Source organism: Citrobacter sp. RHB35-C17 (assembly GCF_013816795.1).
Classification (GTDB): Bacteria; Pseudomonadota; Gammaproteobacteria; order Enterobacterales; family Enterobacteriaceae; genus Citrobacter_A; species Citrobacter_A amalonaticus.
The window spans coordinates 2,485,065-2,502,789 of record NZ_CP057150.1 but is presented as its reverse complement, the minus strand read 5'-3'; the positions used below and the strand labels follow the sequence as shown (position 1 = coordinate 2,502,789).

Genomic DNA, 17,725 nt, shown 5'->3' with positions numbered 1-17,725 from the left:
TTGTGAAGGCAATCTCCATAATATCTTCACGATTCAGGCAATTTAGGGCGAGTACGGCAGGGATTGTGCAGAAAGCAAAACCAGGCCCATGGGCCTGGTTGGATGAGCATTTACGATTTGTCTTCTTGCGGGAGATGGCGATAGATATAAACACCACTCAACAGGGTAAAGATCAGCGTCAAGGCGGTGAGGCCGAATACCTTAAAGTTCACCCAGATGTTTTGCGGCAGCCAGAAGGCGATGTAAATATTGGCAAGCCCACATAGAATAAAGAAGATGGCCCACGCGAGATTGAGCTTCGACCAGACCGGTTGTGGCAGCGTCAGTTCTTTACCCAGCATGCGCTGGATCAGCGGCTTTTTCATGATCCACTGGCTTACCAGAAGCGCACCGGCAAACAGGCCGTAAATCACAGTCACCTTCCATTTAATAAATTCATCGTTATGGAAGAAGAGGGTTAGCCCGCCGAACACGGCCACCAGAACAAAGGTGATCAGCGCCATTTTTTCAACTTTGCGATAGCGAACCCAGCTGTAGATGAGCACGATTGCCGTTGCGACAATGAGCGCCGAGGTGGCCGCATAGATGTCGTACACTTTGTAAAAAACAAAGAAGACAACCAGCGGTAAAAAATCAAGAAACTGCTTCATTCTTCGATTCCGTAATCAAACGCGTCGGGCATTACTGCCGGCGACGCAGACAGGGTTATTGGCGAATCAACATATACAGACGGAACAGGTAGATGAGCAATATGGCGGAGATCAGATTGCTCAACGTATTCGCGATAACGGCGCCAACGTTAGGGTCAAGCGCAGCAAAGCTGGAGGCAAACAGCAACAGTAGCGTTTTTGCCAGCAGCCAGCCCATCACCGCCGGGGCGACCAGTCGCATATTAGACCACGCCAGACGCATACTGTTGCGCATTGCGGCGAATACACCCATTTTATCCTGAACCAGCATAATCGGCGCAAGCGCCAGCAGGATAGCCAACAGGATGCCTGGTACCACGACCAGCATAATCCCGAGCTGTACCAGCAGGGTCGTCAGTAAAATCAGGATGAACAGACGCGGCAGGATCGGCGCACTGGCACCGATCGCGCGCAGGGCGCTGACGCGATGACCGGCTGAAATTAACTGAATCATCAGCAGAACGCCACCGGCCAGGACGGCATTACCAATCAGTCCTGAAAAGGTAGACGCTGCCGAGGCGCGCAACAGGATCTGCTGCTGCTCCGGCGTCATGTTTTGCACCAGTTCGAACAAGCCTACGCTTCCTTCAAGATGATCCCCTTCACTCAGTTGCGCAATCTGCGCATCGCTGGGTGAGAAGGCATGCCCTAATACCACCGTGATGAACGCACACAGCAGCGAGATCAGCAGGATGGTTAAAAATTGATTACGGAAAAAATTCCCGGTGTCACGGTATACAGATTTCGCCGTGATAGACATGCACTCTCCTTGAGTTCTGCAGGTGTTGTTAAGCATGCAATTGTACCCTGGATAACTGCGCAGTGGCAGCATCAAGGGGTGTATGGAAAAGCATATCTTTGTAAAGCCAGAGTAATTTGCTCAACAAATCTACGGGGAGTCAGTTTTAACAAACGCAAAAAACGCAAGAAATGTATTCATCATGGAAATATTAAAAATTGATCTGATTCCAATAATTGTATTTTCAATACCACTTCTACTTTAATCTGGATCAACAAACATTGAATTTGATAGTCGAATGTGACCCTGGAGAGATCACTTATTACTCCAATGTAGGTATATTTGTAACGTATTTATAACCATAACGATGGAGCGGATATGAAAAAATTAACAGTGGCGGCGTTGGCAGTATGTACACTTCTCTCTGGCAGCGTTTACGCGCATGAAGCTGGCGAGTTCTTTATTCGTGCCGGTTCGGCGACGGTAAGACCGACGGAAGGTGCGGATGGAACGTTAGGCCATTTAGGCGGCTTTAATGTCAGTAACAACACGCAGTTAGGTTTGACATTCACTTATATGGCGACCGATAACATCGGTGTTGAACTGCTGGCGGCAACGCCATTCCGCCATAAAGTAGGCACGCAGGCGACCGGTGATATCGCCACCGTTCATCACCTGCCGCCAACCCTGATGGCGCAGTGGTATTTCGGTGATTCCAGCAGCAAACTGCGTCCTTATGTTGGGGTTGGTCTTAATTACACGACCTTCTTTAATACTGATGTTAATAAGAATGGCGAAGAGACCGGCGTTTCCGATTTGAGTCTTAAAGACTCCTGGGGGGCAGCAGGTCAGGTCGGTATGGACTATCTGATCAACCGTGACTGGCTGATTAACATGTCAGTCTGGTACATGGATATCGATACCACCGCAGACTACAAACTCGGCGGCGTTAAGCAGCACGACGATATCCGCCTCGACCCGTGGGTATTTATGTTCTCTGCCGGTTACCGTTTCTGATTGGCCTAAAAAAAGACCCCGTATTTACGGGGTCAACAGGGACATGACACACACGGTTTTATCGCTATATCTGCTTATGCTTTGTCCTTTGGTTCGCCATCACCCAGCTCAGCGCCGGTTAATGGGTCTGCGTTCGGATCGGACTGGGTCCTTTTCGCCATGGCTTTGACCATCGCCTGTTGCTCTTTGGTCAGTTTGACGGTCGCCAGGCCATCTCCGCCATCCACGGCAGGCTGCGGATCGGCAACATAATCGAAATAGTCATCGCTGTTCCAGCTTCCACGCGGATCGTCGCCTTGCGACATGTTGTAATACACATTCGAGTATTGCTCGACCGGCGGCAATTTGCCCGGCGGAAAATTATTACGAATAGAGTAGAGCGCCTTTTCAAAGGAGAGCTGGTGTGCCGCTTCGCGCGTCATCAAAAATGCCAGTGCATCCTTAACACCGGGATCGTCCGTTACGTTGATCAGGCGTTCGTAGATGATTTTAGCGCGTGCTTCAGCCGCGATATTGGAGCGTAAATCGGCTGTCACTTCGCCAATCGTATCGATATACGCCGCAGTCCAGGGCACACCGGCGGAGTTAGTGAGGGCCGGACCGCCGCCATACAGCAGCGAGGTGATATGGCTGTCATTCCCATTTGCCGTTAAGGATCGGTACAGTTCTGCTTCATTTTCCGTCCCCTCAGCCAATGCGCCTTTGGCCCCTTTATTCAGCATCCCGACAAGGGAGCCGATGATTTCAAGGTGACTCAGTTCTTCGGTCGCAATGTCCATCAGCATCTCTTTGCGTCCAGCATCATCATCACCCAGGCCCTGAGTGAAGTAACGACATGCCGCAGCCAGTTCGCCCTGTGGGCCGCCAAATTGCTCCAGCAAAAGATTCGCTAAACCAGGGTTAGGCTCGCTGACTCGCACCGTATATTGAAGTTGCTTAACGTGTCGAAACATTATGCCTCCTGATGTATTTGTTATTTTTTGGCTTCTACGCCGTCAGTTTCCGAGCGCAGTAAAAATTGTTCCGTCGTTTGCGGAATATGCTTAATCAGCCAGTCAGCCATTTGTTTCTCTTCATTGAGAATAGATTCAATAGCCGGAATTGAGGCGGTATCGCCTGCTTTTTGCGCCGCAGCAAGCAGGGAGGTATAGCAGGCAATTTCGAATTGTTCAAAAACATAACCGCTGATCGAACCTTTTACGATTTCATCAGATGGAAAAATACCACCAATGGATTGTCCCAGCGCCGCCATTTTACTCATCGAATCTTTAATGACAGAACGTGAGATATTATTGCGGTCGAGGATCTCTTCCAGAATCGTAATTTGATGTTTGGTTTCGCTAATATGTTGCTCAATTCTCGAGCGTAGATCAGGATAGTTATCGATACGACCCGCCATTGATTCCAGCATCGATTCGGCTTGTTTTTCCATAGCATGGGCGTCACGAAGCCAGTCATGATAATGTTCGATAGCATTCATTTGTAATGTCCTCTGGGAATGAATTAATTAAAAGCGGATATTTAATAACCAGGATAAAAATAATTCAGGATTTATTTTGCGCTTTCTGATTCACGTTGCCGATGGCTAAATCGGTCAGTTTAATATCGGTTGCTTTCTCTTCTTCCAGGGTTTCATTCAGCAGTTTCACTGCTTTACGATAGCCCAGTTGTTCTGCGAGAGTGGCAAGGGTGCCGTAGCTGGCAATCTCATAGTGCTCAACTTTCTGTGCGGCGGCAATAAGCGCAGCGTCACGCACGTCGTTTTTCTCGGTGCTCTCAATGACCTCGTTGGCCTCTTCGATCAGACCTTCCATCGCCACACACTTCATGCGTTTTACTTTAATACCCGCTTCGGATTCAACGATCTGATCAATACGTTCAATTTGCCCTTGGGTCTCTTCAAGGTGGGACTGAAATGCCTGACTTAATTTTTCACTGGAGGCAGCTCTGGCTAATTTCGATAGCGCCCGAGTCAATTGTTTTTCTGCGCTGTAGGTGTCTGAAAGCAGGTGGATAAAAACATCTTCAACAGTTTTAATATTCATCTCTATTCTCCTGGGATGATACTGCGAGTCGAAAGACTCGCAGCGTTCGTAAACGATAAATCTTAAAAATTAAAAAAAAAGGATGTCTACGATTTGTCGGATTTATTTCCGCCACGGCTGTTTTGGCCGCCTTTTTTACCTGCTTCAGAAGCACGTTGCGGATCATTTTTAAAATTACCGCCGCTATGTTGGCCACCTTTACGGCCCGCTTCTGATGCTTTTTCACGATTCTCGGCGAAATTTCCAGAACCACCACGATGTTCGGCCATGTTATTTCTCCTGTTTCGTTGGTAAACATAATTGTTAATTTGTGACCAGTGTCGGTACCTTTCTAAAATTAGTCGCTATCCCGGGATAGTCAAATTGTTACGAATTTGTCACGTGGGGGAAATATAATGTGGTACAGCCATCAGAAAATAATAATGCTGCCCTTTAGAAATGAGCGACTTAACGTCTTATAATTCACTTTTCTATTAATAACGCAGGGTATCATAATGTGTGGTTATATTAATACCGTTAATGTAATTGACGTAAATTTACATTTATGTGGATGGGTTGACATTGTAAATAATCATAAGACTGTCTCTTTAAGAATATTCCTGGTCGCAGATCTGTGCTACAACCCAGAGGACGCAGGCATCAAAACCGCTCTTTCAGCCTGATGACAGGCTAACACTGAGTGTTTGCGCACCACGTAAAGCGGCGCAGGTAGACTAAAATTATTTGTAGCGGTGCGGTTCTACTCACAAGTCGTCTGACAGAAGGGCGAGATTCTCCCGTGAGACCTGTACTGCCTTCTTAAAATCGAATAACGTAGTGTTAACAGCGTGTTGATGCTCAGGGTGCCTTAGTGAAAATCGTGCAGGACAGTTTAAGAAACAGACAGGCACTTATTATTTCAGCGCTAACCACGCTGCTATTTACATCACTTTTCTTGTTTATTATTTATGAGCAGCGACTGGCAGCAGTCAATGAAGGAATGAACCGCCTGCAAACGCGGATGCTTGATATCTTCAATGATAATGAAATGATTGCGGATGCGACCGGCGTGCGCTACCGGCAGATCAAAGCCGCCGATCAGTGTGGTGCCATGTCACTATTTCTCCCTCGTGGAAGGGTCTGGGGAATTAACGCCGACAGGAAACGCATTCACTCCGCATCGGGCGCGATGGTGGCGCGTGAACCGACGTTGAACGCACTGTGCATGTATACCGCCGCTGAGTTTATTCGCGGTAGGGTGAATGCGCTTAACCCCGGAAATTTCGATGCTCATCGCTACGTTATTGCCGAGGATGCGAGCTATTTTTACTGATTTACGCCGACTGACACCAAAGCGTTTAATTATCGTACGTCGCAAATGGCGCAGAATATCTCCGACTTCTTTTTACCTCCCGTCGATTTTTATACCCGCCTGTTGGAAAAGAGTGTCAAAACGAAGGCCTTAAGCTCCACGGATTTTTATAACGATAAAATCACGGATGAGAAAGCCTTTAGCGTCGTGAGTTATATTTATGACCTCTCGCGTACTGAGATTTCCGACCATATCCTTGGCTATCTGGTTTACGATCATGCGAAGCCGGAACTTCAGGAGGCATTACGCGACGCCTTTGATGGACAGGTGCCGCATGGGCTGAACGTTTCGCTGGTGAATACTTTGAATCAGCAGTCGCTTTGTCTGTGGGGGGAATGTAAAAAGCGTCCGGAAATTGCCTTCAAAGTGCTCTCTGAGAAATATGTCATTCACTACGCTATCTCGCTCAGTGGGTTGGCGATGCATGACACCCAGGCGGGGTTGCTGATCCTGATGGCACCGTTCTTCTTTGTACTGATCATGATGGGGTTAAAATCCTGGCTAAATGAGAGCGATTTGAAAGTCTACATCGACTCGTTGACGGGCTGTTTCAACCGTAAAATTCTCGACATCATCAAGCGGCGGGATCTCTCTGACAGTTCGGTGGTGTTGGTTGATTGCAATAAATTCAAAGCAATTAACGACACCTGGGGACACGTTGCCGGGGACAGAGCGCTACAGATTATTGCCAACCGGATGTTGTCCAATACCCGCACCAGTGACGATCTGGTGATTCGCACCGGGGGAGATGAGTTCGTGATTGTGCTGTATAAGGCGAAAACGAGCGATGCGGTCGCCATCGCGGAACGTATCACCCAGCAAATCAATGAGTATCAGTTTCTCGTGAAGGAGACGCAGGTGCCGCTTTCCATCTCATGGGGCGTAGCCGAAGTGACTGAGGGCATTGATGATGCCATTCAGTATGCAGATGGCGAGATGTACAAAATGAAGCAGGCTAAATAATGGGACCGCCAGCGCGAGACTGGCGGTCTTTGGGTATTACTGACGGGTAGCGGCTTTTAATCTGCTGACGAATGATTTGAGTTCTGCGAGCATCTGATCAGGCTGCTCGACATTTTTCTCAATGATTTTGACGATCGCGGAACCGGAGATCGCGCCAGCGGCGCCTGCGTCAATGGCGGCAGACACCTGCTCCGGTGCGGAAATACCAAAGCCCTGTAAAGCAGGCGCGGCGTTGTACTCTTTCAGTTTCTCTACCAGATGATGCAAAGGCAGCGCAGCGCGGTTTTCTGCGCCTGTCACCCCTGCGCGAGACAGCAGATAAGTATAACCCCGGCCATAAGAGGCGATCTGGCGCAGCAGGTCATCATCGGCATTGGGCGGGCAGATGAAAATCGGCGCAATGTTGTGGCGCAGCGCCGCCTGACGGAATGGCGCAGACTCTTCCACCGGCACGTCGGCGACCAGAACCGAATCCACGCCGACCTCGGCACATTTGGCATAAAACGCGTCAATACCTTTGCTGAATACCAGATTCGCGTACATCAACAGACCAATGGGAATGGTCGGATGTTTTTCACGGATGGCGGCCAGCATCTCAAAACAGCGGGTCGGTGTGACGCCAGCGGCAAACGCGCGCAGCGTGGCGCTCTGAATAGTCGGGCCATCAGCGAGCGGATCGGAGAAAGGGATCCCTAACTCCAGCGCATCTGCACCTGCCTCAATCAGGGCATCGATAATCTTCAGCGACTGTTCAACGCCAGGGTCGCCGAGGGTCACGAAGGGAACAAAGGCACCTTCCTTGCGATTGTTTAGTTGTGCAAACAAACTTTCATAGCGTTCCATCAGATTTCCCCTCGCGCTTTCAGAATATCGTGTACGGTGAAAATATCTTTGTCCCCACGACCGGAAAGGTTAACCACCAGCAGTTGCGCTTTCTCCGGATTCTCACGCATCATTTTCAGCGCGTGGGCCAGGGCGTGTGACGACTCGAGTGCCGGGATAATGCCCTCGTGCAGACAGAGCGTTTTAAAGGCGTCCAGCGCTTCATCATCGGTGATCGACACGTAGTCGGCACGACCAATGCTGTTCAGGTACGCATGCTGTGGGCCGACGGACGGGAAATCCAGACCTGCAGAGACGGAGTAGGACTCCTCGATCTGTCCCTCATCGGTCTGCATCATTGGCGCTTTCATACCAAAATAGATCCCGACGCGACCGTGCTTCAACGGCGCACCGTGTTCACCGGTTTCAATCCCGTGACCACCCGGTTCTACACCAATCAGCCCAACGTTTGGCTCATTAATAAAATCGGCAAACATCCCGATGGCGTTGGAACCGCCGCCCACGCAGGCGATCACCGCGTCCGGCAGGCGACCCTCTTTTTCGAGGATCTGCGCTTTGGTTTCTTCACCGATCATGCGCTGGAATTCACGCACGATGGTCGGGAACGGGTGCGGGCCAGCAGCGGTGCCGAGCATGTAGTGCGCGGTTTCGTAGCTACCAGACCAGTCACGCAGCGCCTCGTTACAGGCGTCTTTCAGCGTGGCTGAACCGCTGTGAACCGGAATCACCTCCGCACCCATCAGACGCATACGGAAGACGTTTGGTGACTGGCGCTCAACGTCTTTTGCCCCCATGTAGATACGGCATTTCAGGCCGAGCAGGGCGCTGGCGAGCGCCGAAGCTACCCCGTGCTGGCCCGCGCCCGTTTCCGCAATAATCTCGGTTTTACCCATGCGTTTTGCCAGCAATGCCTGACCTAACACCTGGTTGGTTTTATGCGCGCCGCCGTGCAGCAGATCTTCACGTTTCAGGTACAGCGTGGTATTGGTCCCGGCGGTGATGTTCTGACATTTGGTCAACGCGGTGGGACGCCCTGCGTAGTTTTTCAACAGGTCGCTAAACTGGGCCTGAAACTCGGGATCTTTTTGCGCACTGACAAACGCGTCTTCCAGTTGACGCAGAGCAGGCATCAGAATCTGCGGCACATACATGCCACCGAATTCACCAAAATAGGGATTGAGTAATGTTGTCATGTCCTTTTCCTTAATATGCGCGCAGTGTCTGAAATACCGAGGCCAGAAGGCGTGCATCTTTGATGCCCGGCTGTGACTCTACACCTGAATTAAAATCGAGACCGGCACAGCCAGTCTTAGCAGCCTCAACGCAGTTATCCGCGCCAAGACCGCCTGCCAGCAATACGTTATCCAGCGATTGTCCTTGCAGTAACGACCAGTCAAAACGCTGACCGCTGCCGCCCTGGCCGTTATCCAGCACGTATTTGTCGACATGCTGATAATCGCGGGCCGGGAGAGTGTCACCGACGCTCAGCGCTTTCCAGATCTGTACGTTTTCAGGCAGCGAGGCGCGTAGCGCATCAACATACGCCTGATCTTCGCGGCCATGCAGCTGTACGGCTGTCAGTGAAAGCTGTACAGCTTTTTCACAGACGTCGGCGATGTCGTGATTGCGGAATACGCCAACATACTGTAGCGGGGCGGCGGACTGCACTTCGCGGGCCTGTTCAATATTGACAAAACGGGGTGATGAAGGAACAAAAATCAGTCCACCATAGATCGCGCCAGACTCGCAGGCGGCTTTGGCATCTTCCGGACGCGTCAGGCCACAGACCTTATTCTCACCCAGCAGAACACGGCGTACGGCGGCGTTAAGATCGTCATGCGCCATGAGTGCGGAACCAATCAGGAAACCATTGGCAAAATGGCTCAACTCGCGAACCTGAGCGTAGGTGTTGATCCCCGATTCGCTAATCACCGTCACACCCTGGCCCAGTTTCGGCGCCAGTTGGCGCGTACGATTTAAGTCAATCGACAGGTCGCGCAGGTCGCGGTTGTTAATCCCGACCACTTTCGCGCCAAGCGCAATGGCGCGCTCCAGTTCGTCTTCATTACTGACTTCTGTCAGCACGCCCATTTTGAGACTGTGTGCCACGGCAGAAAGCTGGCGATACTGCTCGTCGTCGAGGACCGAAAGCATCAGCAGGCAGGCGTCGGCCTGATAGTGGCGCGCAAGGTAAATCTGGTAAGGGTCGATAATAAAGTCCTTACACAAAATCGGCTGCGGCGCGATGCGGCTCACGATCGGCAGGAAATCAAAACTGCCCTGGAAGTACTTCTCATCCGTCAGAACGGAAATGGCGGAGGCGTAATGTTTATACACCCCGGCAATCCGCGCCGGGTCGAAATCATCGCGGATCACGCCTTTAGACGGGGAGGCTTTCTTACACTCCAGAATAAAAGCCGTACGCGCGCCCTGTAAGGCGTCATAAAAGTGACGCGAGCTGGGCTGGACATCGTTTTGAAAACTGGCCAACGGTTGTTGCTGTTTGCGGGCTTCCACCCAAATCGCCTTGTCTGCGACGATTTTCGCTAAAACGGTTTGCATCATTTACCCTCTTGCCGCCAGAGCGGTGACTCGGTCATAAGCGGAACCACTGTGCAAGACCTCGAGAACGGTTTGCGCATTAGCCTTGAGATCTTCTTCACCATGCAGTCGCATTAACATTGCGACGTTTGCGGCAACGGCTGCCTCATGGGCGGCGTCACCTTTACCTTGTAGTAAGCGTGTCAGAATGTCACGGTTTTCTTCCGGCGTACCGCCTGCCAGTTGTTCCTGGTGGTAAGGGGTCAGGCCAAAGTCATCTGCCGTCAGCTGATAGCTTTTGATCTCGCCGTCATGTAGCTCCGCCACAATGGTCGGCGCATGCAGAGAGACTTCATCCATTCCGCCGCTGTGTACGACCGCGGCACGCTGGTAACCCAGCACGCGCAGGGTTTCGGCAATCGGCAAAACCAGTTCAGGGCTGTACACGCCAATCAGCGCCAGCGGCGGATGCGCCGGGTTAATCAGCGGCCCCAGTACGTTGAACAGCGTACGGGTCTTCAACTGCTGGCGTACCGGCATCGCATGACGGAAACCGGTGTGATATTTCGGGGCAAACAGGAAGCAAACGCCCAGTTCGTCCAGCGCCTGACGCGATCGGTCGGCATTCATATCGAGATTGATACCGAAGGCGGCCAGCAGGTCTGATGAGCCGGATTTACTGGAAACGCTGCGGTTGCCGTGTTTTGCCACCTTCAGGCCGCATGCCGCCGCGACAAATGCACTGGCGGTAGAAATATTAATGCTGTTACTGCCGTCGCCGCCGGTGCCAACGATATCGGCGAACAGATAATCAGGGCGGGGGAACGGCGCAGCGTTTTCCAGTAAGGCGGTTGCCGCACCGGCAATCTCATTCGGATGCTCGCCGCGAATCTTCATGCTGACCAGCGCGGCAGCCAGCTGTTCCGGTTTCAGTTCACCGCGTACCACGGCGGAGAACAACTGGTGGCTTTCCTGCTGGCTCAGGGTCTGTGCCTGATACAGTCTTTCGAGGATCGGCTGCAAGGTATTGGTCGGCTCCAGCTTCTGCTGCGCCCAGGCCAGCGTCTGCTCAAGCAGACGTGCACCCTGGGTGGTCAGAATGGATTCCGGGTGGAACTGTAAGCCGCACACGCGATCGGCATCATGACGAACCGCCATCACCATGCCGTTAAAATGGGCGTTGATGGTCAGGCCGGCGGGGATATTGCTACCGATCAGAGAGTGATAGCGGGCAACCGGCAGCGGATTCGTCAGACCGGCAAACATAGCCTGTCCATCGTGTTCAATGCTGGACGCCTTACCGTGCAGGATCTCGCCGGCCTGTCCGACGTAGCCGCCGTAGGCTTCGACAATCGCCTGATGGCCCAGGCAGATGCCGATAATTGGCAGCTTGCCGCGCAGACGGGTCAGCAGTTCCGGCATGCAACCTGCTTCACTGGGTACGCCAGGGCCTGGAGACAGCACCAGTACCGGGTTCTTCATGGTGGCCAGACGCTCAATCAGGGTCTGAGCCGGAATATGGTTACGGTAAATCACCACGTTATGACCGTTGGTACGCAGCTGATCTGCCAGGTTATAGGTGAATGAGTCGATGTTGTCGAGCAGCAGAATGTCAGCCATCAGAAAGTCTCCTGTGCGTGGTGCGCGGTGGCAATGGCACGCAGGACCGCGCGCGCTTTGTTACGGGTTTCGTCGGCTTCTGACTGGGGAACAGAATCGAGCACAATACCGGCACCCGCCTGGACGGTGGCGATACCGTCTTCCACCAGCGCGGAGCGAATCACAATGCAGGTATCCAGATCGCCGTGCGCGGTGAAGTAACCGACTGCACCGCCGTAGCTGCCGCGTCGACGGCCCTCGGCTTCGGCAATCAACTGCATTGCCCGCACTTTCGGTGCGCCGCTCAGCGTGCCCATGTTCATGCAGGCGCGGTAGGCGTGCAGGACATCGAGATCGTGGCGTAATTCGCCGACGACGCGAGAGACCAGGTGCATAACGTGAGAATAACGGTCAACCTTCGTCAGGTCTGCCACGTACCGACTGCCTGGCGTACAGATTCGGGCGAGATCGTTACGCGCCAGGTCAACCAGCATCAGATGCTCGGAAAGCTCTTTATGGTCGGTGCGCATCTCCAGTTCAATGCGGCTGTCGAGGTCGCGATCTAACGTTCCGTCGGCGTGACGACCACGAGGACGCGTACCGGCAATCGGGTAAATTTCAATCTGGCGGCTGGTGGCATCGTATTTCAGTGAACTTTCCGGCGACGCACCAAACAAGGTGAAATCGTTGTCCTGCATAAAGAACATGTACGGGCTGGGGTTGCTCTTCTTCAGCACGTAATAGGCCGCTAGCGGCGACGGGCAGGGCAGTGAGAAGCGGCGGGACGGGACCACCTGAAAAATTTCCCCGGCGCGGATCGCTTTCTGCATTGAGCGAACCACCGCGCCAAATTCTTCATCGCTCTGATTACATTCACAGCGCATTTGTGGCACGGAAACGACCGGCAACGGCGGCGCAGGTTCCGTCAGTTGCTGGCTCAGACGCGCCAGACGTGCGGTGAGACGCTGTTTTTCCGCGTCATTGTCGCTGAACAGGCTGGCCTGAATGCGGGAGCTTTGTTTCTGGTGGTCGATCACCACAAGCGTTTCCGCCAGATAGAAACAGTAATCCGGGCAGCGGTTGCCAGCCTCAAGCTGTGGTAAATCTTCAAAACCGGCAACCAGATCGTACGCAAACAGACCGCCAAAGAACATCGCTTCGCGCTCTTGCGCCGGGACGTTCACCAGTCCCTGCAGCAGGCGGAAGGCGTCAAAGACCGAGAGTGCGCACAGGCGTGCATCTTCGTCTAATAATGGGCTGACTGGCGGGAAACGCAGCACGCGACCTGCGTCCTGGCGTTCATTTTCAACGCCTGTGGGCAGGGCGGCATCGAGCAATGTCAACAGTGCGGCGCCATTGTCAGTTAAGGACTGAATAGTGACAGTGTCACCGGTAGCGGTGATGCGTAGCGCGCTATCCACCAGTAACAGGCTTTTAAGGTCGTCTTTGCTGTCGATATCCGCAGATTCCAGCAGCAGCGTTGCCGGACGATTGCCGCAAACCTGGTGGAACAATTCCGTCGGGTTTTTGCGATAGGCGGCATCGCAGGTAATGAGTTCAAGTGTCGGTTTTGATGTCTGCATGGTTATTCTCATTAATTTTGTTCAAAAAAAAGCCCGCGCTGTTGGCGGGCCGGGTATCTGGTGGCGATCTACACGCGAAATACACTGCCCGAAATCAGGAAGTGCGCCACCCACCGTGCAGAACAAACGTTGCTTTCATTTCGATACCCTTTTGCTTGTGAACTTTCGTACTAGTTAACTAGTTCGATGGGTTATTGTCAACACCTGATTTCAGTAAATTTGCCGGAACCGTTATGATGCGCAGGAAAGACTATTTTTGAGAGACGGGAGTTCGCCTTGAGCGACACGAATTATGCAGTGATTTATGACCTGCACAGTCACACCACGGCATCCGATGGACGGCTGACGCCAGAAGCGCTAGTCCACCGCGCCGTCGAGATGCGTGTAGGCACGCTGGCGATTACCGACCATGACACCACAGCCGCGATCCCCGCGGCAAGCGAAGAAATTTCACGTTCTGGCCTTGCGCTAAATTTGATCCCTGGCGTTGAGATCTCCACGGTCTGGGAAAACCACGAAATCCATATTGTGGGTCTGAACATTGATATTGAAAATCCGGCGATGTGCGCGTTTCTGGCGCAACAGACGGAACGCCGACAGCAGCGGGCGCGGCTCATCGCTGACCGCCTGGAAAAAGCGCACATCACCGGCGCATGGGAAGGGGCATTGCGCCTGGCCGATGGCGGCGCGGTGACCCGTGGCCATTTCGCCCGTTATCTGGTGGAGTGTGGTAAAGCGACCACCATGGCGGATGTGTTTAAAAAGTATCTCGCGCGCGGGAAAACAGGATACGTTCCGCCACAGTGGTGTACAATAGAACAAGCTATTGATGTCATTCATCATTCTGGCGGTAAGGCGGTACTGGCTCATCCTGGGCGGTATGATCTTAGCGCTAAGTGGCTGAAAAGGCTGGTGGCGTATTTTGCGCAACATCGTGGTGATGCGATGGAAGTCGCGCAGTGCCAACAGTCCCCGAATGAGCGCACGCAACTGGCTACGCTCGCCCGCCAGCATCAGCTATGGGCATCGCAAGGATCTGATTTTCATCAACCTTGCCCGTGGATCGAGTTGGGTCGCAAGCTCTGGCTGCCGGCAGGCGTTGAAGGCGTCTGGCAGACGTGGGAGCAGCCACAGAACACCACAGTGAGGGAAGTATGAGCCAGTTTTTTTATATTCATCCTGATAACCCACAGCAGCGCCTGATCAACCAGGCGGTTGAGATTGTGCGTAAGGGCGGGGTGATTGTGTATCCAACCGACTCCGGCTACGCGCTCGGTTGTAAAATTGAAGACAAAGGCGCGATGGAACGGATTTGCCGTATTCGCCAGTTGCCGGATGGACATAACTTCACCCTGATGTGTCGCGATCTGTCCGAACTGTCGACCTATTCGTTTGTCGACAACGTGGCTTTTCGCCTGATCAAGAACAATACGCCGGGTAACTACACCTTCATCCTGAAGGGGACGAAAGAGGTGCCGCGTCGGTTGTTGCAGGAAAAACGTAAAACCATCGGTCTGCGCGTGCCGTCGAACCCGATCGCGCTCGAACTATTGCAGACGCTGGGCGAGCCGATGCTCTCTACCTCGCTGATGCTGCCAGGCAGTGATTTTACCGAGTCCGATCCGGAAGAAATTAAAGATCGACTGGAAAAGCAGGTGGACCTTATTATTCATGGCGGTTATCTGGGCCAGCAACCCACAACGGTGATTGATTTAACCGATGATTCTCCGGTTGTCTTGCGTGAAGGCGTCGGAGACGTTAAACCTTTCTTATAAGGACGCAACTCTGTATACTACGCGGCCTTAAAATGGCGCTGAAAAGCGCCGTTGATTCTCCTGTTCGACGCCTGTGAAGGCGACAGCTAAAGGAAGCTCTATGAGCGAAAAGTTACAGAAAGTGCTGGCGCGCGCTGGCCACGGCTCCCGCCGTGAAATTGAATCCATCATTGCAGCAGGTCGCGTCAGTGTAGACGGCAAAATTGCCACGCTGGGCGATCGCGTTGAAGTGACTCCCGGCCTGAAAATTCGTATCGACGGTCACCTGATTTCGGTGAAGGAGTCGGCGGAACAAATTTGTCGCGTTCTGGCCTATTACAAGCCGGAAGGTGAACTGTGCACGCGTAACGACCCGGAAGGTCGTCCTACGGTGTTTGATCGCTTACCGAAACTGCGCGGTGCTCGCTGGATTGCGGTAGGGCGTCTGGACGTTAATACCTGCGGTCTGCTGCTGTTCACTACCGATGGTGAACTGGCAAACCGCCTGATGCATCCGAGCCGTGAAGTTGAACGTGAATACGCGGTGCGCGTCTTTGGCCAGGTTGACGATGCTAAACTGCGCGATCTGAGCCGTGGTGTGCAGCTGGAAGACGGTCCGGCAGCGTTCAAGACCATCAAGTTCAGCGGTGGTGAAGGGATCAACCAGTGGTACAACGTCACCCTGACCGAAGGGCGCAACCGTGAAGTGCGTCGCCTGTGGGAAGCCGTTGGCGTGCAGGTAAGCCGTCTGATTCGCGTACGCTACGGTGATATTCCGTTGCCGAAAGGTCTGCCGCGCGGCGGCTGGACGGAACTGGATCTCGCCCAGACCAACTATCTGCGTGAGCTGGTGGAACTGGAACCGGAAACCACCTCGAAAGTGGCGGTAGAGAAAGATCGTCGCCGCATGAAGGCAAATCAGATTCGCCGTGCCGTGAAGCGTCACAGCCAGGTGAGCGGCGGTCGCCGTGCAGGCGGTCGTAATAACAACGGTTAATTCGCTATCCCGTAATTGCTAAAAGGCCCCGAGGGGCCTTTTTTAATAATCAATCCCCATCTGGGCTTTGACCCCTGCCTCAAAGGCATGTTTAACCGGACGCAGTTCACTGACGGTATCGGCCAGTTCGAGAATATCCCGATGGCAGCCGCGACCGGTGATGATCACCGTCTGGTGAGACGGGCGCGCATTCAGCGCGTTAATCACCTCTTCAAGCGGCAGATAGTCGTATGCCACCATATAAGTCAGTTCGTCCAGCACCACCATATCCAGTTGCGGATCGGCAAGCATGCGTTTGCCGTGATCCCATACAGCCAGACAGGCTGCGGTGTCAGCTTCGCGGTTTTGCGTCTCCCAGGTAAACCCGGTCGCCATCACCTGAAATTCAACGCCGTGCGGCTCCAGCAGGTTACGCTCGCCGTTGGGCCAGGTCCCCTTGATAAACTGCACCACGCCGACCTTTTTACCGTGTCCCACTGCGCGAGTGGCGGTGCCGAAGGCGGCGGTGGTTTTTCCTTTCCCGTTGCCGGTGAAGACAATCACGATGCCGCGTTCGTCCTGGGCCTGGGCTACCCGGGCGTCAACCCGGTCCTTCACGCGCTGCTGGCGCTGTTGATAGCGTTCTTCACTCATTGGGCGATTCCTGGTTTGCGGCCCGGTTGGGCGTCGAAGGTCATGCCGGTCTTGCGGCGGCTGTCGTCGCCCATTAGCCACAGGTACAACGGCATAATATCGGCGGGTGTTTTGAGTTTTTGCGGATCTTCCGTTGGAAAGGCGTTGGCGCGCATCCCGGTACGGGTGCCGCCCGGATTGATGCAATTCACGCGTAGCGGACGGTTTTGGTACTCATCTGCCAGCACCTGCATCATGCCTTCGGTAGCAAATTTAGAGGCCGCGTAGGCGCCCCAGTTAGCACGACCCTGCTGGCCCACGCTGGAGGAGGTGAAGACTAACGATCCGGAATCTGACTTAAGTAATAAAGGAAGCAATGCCTGGGTCAGCATAAACGTTGCATTGACGTTGACCTGCATAACCTGTTGCCAGACCTGCGGGTCCTGCTCGATCATCGGACAGACGTCACCCAGTAAACCGGCATTGTGTAAGACGCCGTCCAGTCGCGGATACTGTCCGCCGATGCGCTGCGCCAGTTGATGACAGTCATCAGCGGTGCAGGTTAACAGATCGAGTGTAAACCACTGCGGCTGGCGGTCCGTTTGCTGGGTAATGCTGTCGGCGACGTGGCGCAATTTCTCATCATTACGGCCGAGCAAAATGACGTTGGCGCCATAGCGAGCGTAGGTCAGGGCCGCTTCACGGCCAATGCCGTCGCTGGCGCCGGTCACCAGAATAATGCGATCCTGCAGAAGGTCTTGTTTCGGTTGATAATGCATGGGGACTCCTCGGCGACATGCCTGGTCGCTCTGCTTCTCGTTGGTGTGTCGGGTTTATGCCTGAAACAGGACTCAATTTCAATCAGCCAACGGCGATAACGCCCTAAAATGAACACTTTGTCATACTTTTATCCATCCGCATATCCCGCGAGACGACGCATTACACCTGATGTACACTGAGCCGACGCTAAGTTGTTTAACCAAGGTGGGACG

General features: G+C 53.2%; 17 protein-coding genes, 2 pseudogenes and 1 other annotated feature. Of the genes and pseudogenes, 5 read left to right on the top strand and 14 right to left on the bottom strand.

What is annotated here, in order from left to right; translation table 11 throughout:
- Nucleotides 1-110: 110 nt before the first annotated feature.
- The 3 genes and pseudogenes from HVZ37_RS11830 to HVZ37_RS11820 form a co-directional block, all read right to left on the bottom strand.
- Complete coding sequence (locus HVZ37_RS11830) at nucleotides 111-650, bottom strand: septation protein A (protein ID WP_043000517.1); 540 nt, start codon at nucleotides 648-650, stop codon at nucleotides 111-113.
- Nucleotides 651-705: 55 nt separating this feature from the next.
- Nucleotides 706-1,449, bottom strand: coding sequence for a YciC family protein (locus HVZ37_RS11825; protein ID WP_044257714.1), 744 nt, complete (start codon nucleotides 1,447-1,449; stop codon nucleotides 706-708).
- Between the two features lie 28 nt (nucleotides 1,450-1,477).
- Nucleotides 1,478-1,555, bottom strand: a pseudogene (locus tag HVZ37_RS11820) (YkgJ family cysteine cluster protein); the annotation flags it as partial.
- Between the two features lie 251 nt (nucleotides 1,556-1,806).
- On the opposite strand from HVZ37_RS11820, the gene ompW reads away from it, so the two are divergent.
- Nucleotides 1,807-2,445, top strand: a complete 639-nt coding sequence (gene ompW / locus HVZ37_RS11815; protein ID WP_054176248.1) for an outer membrane protein OmpW — start codon at nucleotides 1,807-1,809, stop codon at nucleotides 2,443-2,445.
- A 74-nt stretch (nucleotides 2,446-2,519) separates the two neighbouring features.
- Here the strand turns inward: ompW and HVZ37_RS11810 are convergent, their stop codons facing one another.
- The 4 genes from HVZ37_RS11810 to HVZ37_RS11795 all read right to left on the bottom strand — a co-directional run bounded on the left by HVZ37_RS11810 (nucleotide 2,520) and on the right by HVZ37_RS11795 (nucleotide 4,759).
- Entirely contained in the window at nucleotides 2,520-3,398 is an 879-nt protein-coding gene (locus HVZ37_RS11810) for a manganese catalase family protein (protein WP_054176247.1), read from the bottom strand.
- Nucleotides 3,399-3,418: 20 nt separating this feature from the next.
- Nucleotides 3,419-3,925, bottom strand: a complete 507-nt coding sequence (locus HVZ37_RS11805; RefSeq protein WP_043000521.1) for a ferritin-like domain-containing protein — start codon at nucleotides 3,923-3,925, stop codon at nucleotides 3,419-3,421.
- A 64-nt stretch (nucleotides 3,926-3,989) separates the two neighbouring features.
- Nucleotides 3,990-4,490, bottom strand: coding sequence for a ferritin-like domain-containing protein (locus HVZ37_RS11800; RefSeq protein WP_181627539.1), 501 nt, complete (start codon nucleotides 4,488-4,490; stop codon nucleotides 3,990-3,992).
- Nucleotides 4,491-4,576: 86 nt separating this feature from the next.
- A complete protein-coding gene (locus HVZ37_RS11795) occupies nucleotides 4,577-4,759 on the bottom strand; it encodes a general stress protein (protein ID WP_044257720.1) in 183 nt (60 codons plus the stop codon).
- Nucleotides 4,760-5,340: 581 nt separating this feature from the next.
- On the opposite strand from HVZ37_RS11795, the pseudogene HVZ37_RS11790 reads away from it, so the two are divergent.
- Nucleotides 5,341-6,804, top strand: a pseudogene (locus HVZ37_RS11790) (GGDEF domain-containing protein).
- A 36-nt stretch (nucleotides 6,805-6,840) separates the two neighbouring features.
- Here HVZ37_RS11790 and trpA read toward each other — a convergent pair.
- The 5 genes from trpA to trpE are packed head-to-tail and all read right to left on the bottom strand — an operon-like array spanning nucleotide 6,841 to nucleotide 13,370.
- A complete protein-coding gene (gene trpA / locus HVZ37_RS11785) occupies nucleotides 6,841-7,647 on the bottom strand; it encodes a tryptophan synthase subunit alpha (protein WP_181627538.1) in 807 nt (268 codons plus the stop codon).
- Nucleotides 7,647-8,840, bottom strand: a complete 1,194-nt coding sequence (trpB, locus tag HVZ37_RS11780) for a tryptophan synthase subunit beta (RefSeq protein WP_181627537.1) — start codon at nucleotides 8,838-8,840, stop codon at nucleotides 7,647-7,649. The genes trpA and trpB overlap by 1 nt, the downstream gene beginning before the upstream one ends.
- 10 nt (nucleotides 8,841-8,850) lie before the next feature.
- Nucleotides 8,851-10,209: a bifunctional indole-3-glycerol-phosphate synthase TrpC/phosphoribosylanthranilate isomerase TrpF gene (gene trpCF / locus HVZ37_RS11775; protein WP_061070675.1), complete on the bottom strand. Its 1,359-nt coding sequence runs from the start codon at nucleotides 10,207-10,209 to the stop codon at nucleotides 8,851-8,853.
- Nucleotides 10,210-10,212: 3 nt separating this feature from the next.
- Nucleotides 10,213-11,808 (bottom strand): bifunctional anthranilate synthase glutamate amidotransferase component TrpG/anthranilate phosphoribosyltransferase TrpD, encoded by a 1,596-nt coding sequence (gene trpD / locus HVZ37_RS11770; protein ID WP_044257722.1) that lies wholly within the window; start codon nucleotides 11,806-11,808, stop codon nucleotides 10,213-10,215.
- Nucleotides 11,808-13,370 (bottom strand): anthranilate synthase component I, encoded by a 1,563-nt coding sequence (trpE, locus tag HVZ37_RS11765; RefSeq protein WP_181627536.1) that lies wholly within the window; start codon nucleotides 13,368-13,370, stop codon nucleotides 11,808-11,810. The genes trpD and trpE overlap by 1 nt, the downstream gene beginning before the upstream one ends.
- 23 nt (nucleotides 13,371-13,393) lie before the next feature.
- Nucleotides 13,394-13,488 (bottom strand) — a sequence feature (Trp leader region).
- A 158-nt stretch (nucleotides 13,489-13,646) separates the two neighbouring features.
- Here trpE and rnm point away from each other — a divergent pair.
- From rnm to rluB, 3 genes are all read left to right on the top strand, one after another.
- Entirely contained in the window at nucleotides 13,647-14,528 is an 882-nt protein-coding gene (gene rnm, locus HVZ37_RS11760) for an RNase AM (protein ID WP_044257723.1), read from the top strand.
- Entirely contained in the window at nucleotides 14,525-15,145 is a 621-nt protein-coding gene (locus HVZ37_RS11755; RefSeq protein ID WP_043000530.1) for an L-threonylcarbamoyladenylate synthase, read from the top strand. The genes rnm and HVZ37_RS11755 overlap by 4 nt, the downstream gene beginning before the upstream one ends.
- Before the next feature lie 100 nt (nucleotides 15,146-15,245).
- The gene (gene rluB / locus HVZ37_RS11750; RefSeq protein ID WP_043000531.1) at nucleotides 15,246-16,121 is read left to right on the top strand and encodes a 23S rRNA pseudouridine(2605) synthase RluB; all 876 of its coding nucleotides are present in this window, start codon (nucleotides 15,246-15,248) and stop codon (nucleotides 16,119-16,121) included.
- Between the two features lie 42 nt (nucleotides 16,122-16,163).
- Here the strand turns inward: rluB and cobO are convergent, their stop codons facing one another.
- Together cobO and HVZ37_RS11740 are read right to left on the bottom strand one after the other, a co-directional pair.
- Nucleotides 16,164-16,754 (bottom strand): cob(I)yrinic acid a,c-diamide adenosyltransferase, encoded by a 591-nt coding sequence (gene cobO, locus HVZ37_RS11745; RefSeq protein ID WP_044257724.1) that lies wholly within the window; start codon nucleotides 16,752-16,754, stop codon nucleotides 16,164-16,166.
- Entirely contained in the window at nucleotides 16,751-17,512 is a 762-nt protein-coding gene (locus tag HVZ37_RS11740; protein ID WP_044267179.1) for a YciK family oxidoreductase, read from the bottom strand. Before HVZ37_RS11740 ends, cobO begins: the two co-directional genes overlap by 4 nt.
- Between the last annotated feature and the right edge of the window lie 213 nt (nucleotides 17,513-17,725).